Source organism: Microcystis sp. M53598_WE2, from assembly GCF_030067735.1.
GTDB lineage: Bacteria > Cyanobacteriota > Cyanobacteriia > Cyanobacteriales > Microcystaceae > Microcystis > Microcystis aeruginosa.
Window position 1 is genome coordinate 1 of sequence record NZ_JASJFE010000738.1, and the last position, 6,111, is coordinate 6,111.

The window sequence follows — 6,111 nt, forward strand, 5'->3', positions numbered from 1 at the left end:
AAGTCTTGATCATCCATACTTTTGCTAATAAACATAGCCAAAGTATAGATGATTTCCTGACCTAAGATCACATTTTATTCTTTTTTCCACTTCCATCTAAAAATTGAGAAAAAAGCCTAACCTTCCATTATACCATAAAAAAATTATGCAAGAGGTCTAATCTGATAACTGATAACTGATCACTGAAAGGGAAATTGCCGACGACGACGATACCAAGTTCCCACACCTACTAACAGAGCAATGAGGGTAAAAGCCACCATCAGTGGCAATATATCGCCTTTTCCTAAAGATTTTAAACCCGCACCCATCATGACAAAGGGTAAAATTCCGGGGACAGTGCCTAATAAAGTACCGATCAAATAATCGCGAAAACGGATAGAAGTTAATCCCGCAACAAAGTTAACGATACCGTAGGGAATAATCGGTAATAGACGGATAGCAAACATATAAAATAGGCCGCCTTGCTGCATTTCTGCATCGATCGCTTGCCATTTTCCCTGAAATTTTTTGGCGGTATATTCCCGGCCAATAGTACGAGTAAAAGCAAAGGCAACTATAGCGGCCACCAAAGCGGCGATCGTTGTCCAAACTGTTCCCATAACTACCCCAAAGATAGCCCCACCACTGAGGTTTAAGGGGGTAGAAGGCAGAATTAAAATTGTCCCGATCGTATAGAGAATAATATACAAAATGGGGGCTATAATTCCCATTTGTTTTAACCAGATCTGTAATTGTTGGGAGTCGATACCACCGATCAGATAAACTCCGATCGCCGTGGTGATAATACAAATTACGGTTAGGATAATGACACTACTTTTAGTTTTAGACATTTAACGGCAATTTTGGGCTAAGTTCGGGTTGCAAAACATAAGATGCAGCCGGGGGCTATATTTCCCTGTTGCCAAAAATATAGCAGAAATCGGCATAGGATCGATATCGATCTCAATATTAGCGGGCTGCCCTATCTGTCCCCAAGTTACCCCCGATATCGGTGTGGGTAGTTCATACTAAATCCGGTTATTAAAAATTGATTATTTATTCTCCGTTTTGCCTTTTGCCTATTGCCTATTGCCTCTCCTGATATGTAGCCTATACTCAACGGATTTAGTATCAGTTAATCTCCTCGCAAACCACGATCGAAAAACCATTGACTTTATAGTTATCGGCAATTACTGTCCCTTGATCCACAGACCAACAATTATAATCGGTTTCTGCCCAAGCGGCCGTGTCAATAATTCTTAGCCAACGATAATTATTGGATGGGGAGGGAAGACGAAAATCCACTGGCAGATGATACATATTAATTAACACCAAAAAATCGTGATCACCGACGGCACTACCATCAATTAAAAACCAAATACAGCGATCATCGGCAGTTAAATCGCTAATACCATCGGTTTTTTTAAATAAATAGGTGACATCATTACCCGCATCGAGAACCATATCGCCATAGCGGTGCTGTTTTAGTGCTATATGATTGTTTCTTAAGTGAGCAATATAAGCGGCAAAAATAAATAAAGGATTGCGTTCTTCTTGATTAGTTCCCGTGCCAAAATTATTGTGATAAGCTTCCCGATAACCGGTGGGCAGTAGATGGGGTGAACGGGTGGCAATCATATCATAATTATTCCAAGTGGCCACACTATCAATATTGTAGGGATTATTATTACCATTTTGGCTGCGGCCAAATTCATCGCCCCAGACAGTCATCGGCACACCGCGAGATAAAAATTGAATCGTCCAAAAGTTGCGTAATCTTTGGCGACGTAAGGCCTGATCGCCCCCAGAATCCCAAGAATCGTTATTATTATTGCCGCCATCGGAAGGACCAAAGGGCCAGGGAGTGAGGTTATTTTTATGGTTATAACTGACCAAATCCATCAGGGTAAAACCATCGTGGGCAACAATAAAATCGATCGATTTTTCTGGTCCGCCTTGGTCGTTAAAATTGTGATAATCTCCGTTCACCTGTTCGATGAATTTAAAAGTATTACCATCTCCCTTTAAAAAACGCCGAATTGCATCGCGATAACGGCCATTCCACTCGCCCCAACCCGTCGGGAAATTCCCCACTTCGTAACCCCAGCTATCCCAAGCTTCGGCGATCATTTCCGCATCGTATTTCTTGCCTAATTTCTCGATCTTTTCTAACAAAGTATGTTTAGGGAAGAATTGTTTTTGTTTGCCCCGATCTTCTCGTTGATGACTAGAAGGAGTTCGGCCGAGGACGGGGGCCAGATCAAAACGAAAACCATCAACTCCCATGGTTTCTAACCAATAGGTGAGGGAATCAAGAACCAGATTACAGGTGACAATATGGGAAAAGTTTAATTGATTTCCGCAGCCGGTGGCCCCATCGACTAGATAATGTTCATCGGTGAGTTGATAGTATTCCACCACATCAAAACCACCAAAACTAACAAATCCGGTGACATCGTTGCTGCCCCAATTGCCCCCTTCTCCGGTGTGGTTATAGACCACATCGAGATAAACTTCCATACCTTGGTCGTGGAAAGCTTTGACCATGGCCTTAAATTCTCTGGTGGGTCCCCCGGGGGAGCGATCATAAGCATAACGGCGATCGGGGGCGAAATAACCAAAGGTCATGTAACCCCAATAGTTACCGCTGGGGCGATCGTCAGGGTTATTATCGTTAGCGGTTTCTTGGACTGGTAAGAGTTCGATCGTGGTAAATCCTAGCGCTTTTAGGTATTTGGCCATATAGCCGGCTCCCGCATAAGTTCCCCTGTACCGGTCGGGAACGTTGGCCACTTCCTCAAAACCCCTAATTCCCTTGAGAATATCTTCTAAACGACTAGCGGAGGGGTGATTGCTTAAACCGCGTACATGGGCCTCATAAATGATCGCTTTTTCGGCACCCAGACGGGGACGAATCCCGGTAGAAGTCCCATCCGGAGCGATCACAATGCCTTTGGGCGACCATTTGCCCGTATCGTATTGCCGCTGGATCACTCCTTTGTAGTCCCCCCCTCCTGTGGCATAGATTCCAACATTTTCTCCCGCCGCGACCATGGCCGGGGTTTCAATGTCGTGGGAAAGTTCTCGCGCGTAGGGATCGAAGAGGACTTTATTGGGGTTAAAACGATGGCCGAAATCGTCCACATCTGCCCGAAAACCGGCGTTACTGTGGCCTCTTTGCCATTTTTGATCAAATTGCCAATTGGGACCCCAACAGCGAAAAGCGTAGTAGCTGCCGTGGGCAATACTGGCGATTTTTGCCCGCCACGTATCATCATTTGGGTTTTTTGTCAACCAGTAATCATACTTAGCGTTTTCTCCCGTCGGGCGATCGTAGATTTCCAGAAGAATCTGACTGGCATTTTTAGAATAGACGGCAAAGGTGACACTATCGCCCCGATAATGCGCCCCGAGGGGATAGGTGGCATCGGCCCAGAGATGGCTATCTAGGGGGGCATAATTACCAGATTGGGGATGATTTTGACCGATCGCTGGTAACATAAATTGGCGGGATAATATCGCCTTTGATGATAGACATTTTTCGCTCAAAGAAATAAGAAAAAAATCTAAAGCTTGCTCCCCCAAAAAAACCAGCTATGCAATTCCTAGTAACTGCTATAGTAATTATCTTAGAGAATCCTCAAGAGAATTATATTCTTCGGAGCAGTAGTCAACCATTTGACGTAGAGATAAATTTTCGGCTTGTAAACAACCATTTTCTCGGTGCAAGTCCCATTCAAGATAAGCTAATCTTTCTTTAATGGCTCGATTTTCTGCCGTCAGTAAACTAATTTGGGTAACTAAATCACTGACTAATTTTTCTAGATGGTGTAGATTGCTATGGGAATTATACATAATTTTTCTCTCTAAAGCCAGAATTGACAATCATCTTCTAATAAACTAGGATAAATTCCTTGTAAGCGTCGATAAGCAATAATGTCCGCTCCATACAAAGGGATAGGTAAACGGGGGTCTTTGAGAGAACCATAGTGAAGTAAAGTTAATTTTAACGTAGTGTCAACTAACTGTTTTAAGTTTCTTTGTTCTCCTAATTCATGAACTTTTAAGCGCAAGGGACGAGGAACACCAATTTGTTCAGAAACTTGGGACGTTATCAGGATAACTTCCCGATTTGATAAAGCTAAAGCTAATCCTTTGGAGGGAGCATTTATCTGTTTTTGCTGAAGATTATAAAGTCTAGGAATGCCAGTCTTATAACATTCTACGAGAATAAATTTAGCATTAATTGCTCTAGCTCTTGCCAGTAAATTTTCAACCTCCTTTCCTTGAAATTTACCATCTCTGTAAATGAGAACTGTCTGATTTTTTAGTTCAGCTTGCGGTAAACAATTTTCCAGAATCCGTTGAGGAATTTCTTCTCCCTCGGTTAAACTATCTTCTACCCGACAGCGAACAAATTCTCCCTGTTTTCCATATAGTCGCACACTTGCACAAACATTGAGACTCCCCGGAAGATTTTTTTTAGGCATCCTTCCCACATCTAAACCAATAAAATAATCGGCAATTTCTAGAGGTTCAGCAAGGACATAAGGTAAATTTCCTAATTTGGCTAGGATCCCTGGGACAACTTGATTGAGAATATTCTTATAGTTGCTCTTATCATTTAAAGTCTTCTCATAAATCATTTGAGTTATAACTCCACGACCCAGAAACTTTCTTTTAATCCACGAATATAAACTCCCTTCTTCAGTATTATCAGCATTGCGATCCTCTTGAGGAAGAAAGACTAAAGCAATATCTACAGGAATTTCTACTCCAATTAATCGATCAACTGCTTCTTCCAGTCTGGCTCTTTTTTCAAATCCTACACCTTCAACAGAGAAATTTATTTGATTCTCTGGTGGCAAAATAGTTTCAAATTTATAAAGTTTTAATCGCTTTTCTAATTGTTCTCTAAAATCTCCCACTTTCAAATTAGCTGGTTTCAGAATAGCTAAACGAATCTTACGAGCAGGATCGACATATTCTCGATGACGTTTATATACACCCCCCTTCGATAATCCTTTGATAATTTCTCTTTTTTCTCCCCTTTCTCCTTGACCAAATAAGATAGGAGTTTGCTCAATAGAAATAGAAGGAGTCCAAAATAATTCGGGGTATTCTTGGCTGTTAATACTTTTTTCTCTTAACTGAAACCCAAAGTTATTTAAAGCCTTTTGTGCCTCCTGTTTATATAACTTTAATAGTTCTTGTCGTTCAGCATAAAAGATTTTTGTTGCTTTTAATAAGTTTCCGTAATTGACTTGAAATAAACTCTCATCCTCATCTGTCACCCAGGGTTTTAAAGCTGCTAATGGATAAATATACTCCTGAGGATTTTTGCCAAATTGTACTGCAACCACTGGTTGCCCCAGATGAGCTTCTTCTAATTTTCTTCGACTAATTGAACCTGTGGCTTTTGTTAATAGATACTCTCTTTTTTCCCCAATTGTACCCGCTATTCTAATAATTTTAGCTGTCCCATTAGTTTCTATAGTTTTAACCTTTAACCCTACTAATAATTTAACAGCATCTTGTCTATAGGGGTGATTTTCATAAAATTGTTCTAAATCTCCACTATAGACAATACTACTTTCAACAGTTAAACAAATAGCTGGATCGGTGTCATTGATGATTTCTGCCCAAAAGTTAACTTCTCTCCTTACCTGTACTTGGTTTTCACTTATCTGACTATCTTTGGGAAAAACTATTGGATCGGAAAATTTACCAAATATTTTCAGAATTCTAACTGCTAATTGTGCTGTAACTAAAGCTGTTATCTGCCAGTCTTTTAGCCAATGAATAGAATAATAGTGATCGCCAATATCTTCTCGTAAAACCTCTTGAATATCTGATAAAGCTTCTTTCCACTGTTGTAGAGAAGGAATAGATTTTTCATCTTTAGCTAATACCCAAAAACAATTATCTTCAAAAATAACCACCACATCGGGAAACTTCCGACTGAATTGCCAACTAAAACGATTACCTATTTTCCTAGTAACTTGATGATTAAGCTGAAAACAATTTAAACAACTATTCTTGAGAGTTAAGGAACTAATTTCACTCAAAAATATTGGAGAGTTGGCTGTGTTAGCTGCTGTGTAATTCATGATCTAAACTTCCTTATTTGCA

4 protein-coding genes are annotated in these 6,111 nt (G+C 40.5%); all 4 read right to left on the bottom strand.

Annotated features, from left to right (window positions below):
- Positions 1 to 179: 179 nt before the first annotated feature.
- Entirely contained in the window at positions 180 to 830 is a 651-nt protein-coding gene (locus tag PX636_RS15010) for a TVP38/TMEM64 family protein (protein ID WP_002798355.1), read from the bottom strand.
- Positions 831 to 1,110: 280 nt separating this feature from the next.
- The gene (locus PX636_RS15015) at positions 1,111 to 3,480 is read right to left on the bottom strand and encodes a glycogen debranching protein (RefSeq protein WP_288117702.1); all 2,370 of its coding nucleotides are present in this window, start codon (positions 3,478 to 3,480) and stop codon (positions 1,111 to 1,113) included.
- Positions 3,481 to 3,603: 123 nt separating this feature from the next.
- Positions 3,604 to 3,834 carry a hypothetical protein gene (locus tag PX636_RS15020; protein ID WP_002798353.1) on the bottom strand — a complete coding sequence of 77 codons (231 nt, stop codon included), beginning with the start codon at positions 3,832 to 3,834 and terminating at the stop codon, positions 3,604 to 3,606.
- Positions 3,835 to 3,845: 11 nt separating this feature from the next.
- Complete coding sequence (locus tag PX636_RS15025; RefSeq protein ID WP_288117703.1) at positions 3,846 to 6,089, bottom strand: Piwi domain-containing protein; 2,244 nt, start codon at positions 6,087 to 6,089, stop codon at positions 3,846 to 3,848.
- Positions 6,090 to 6,111: the final 22 nt, after the last annotated feature.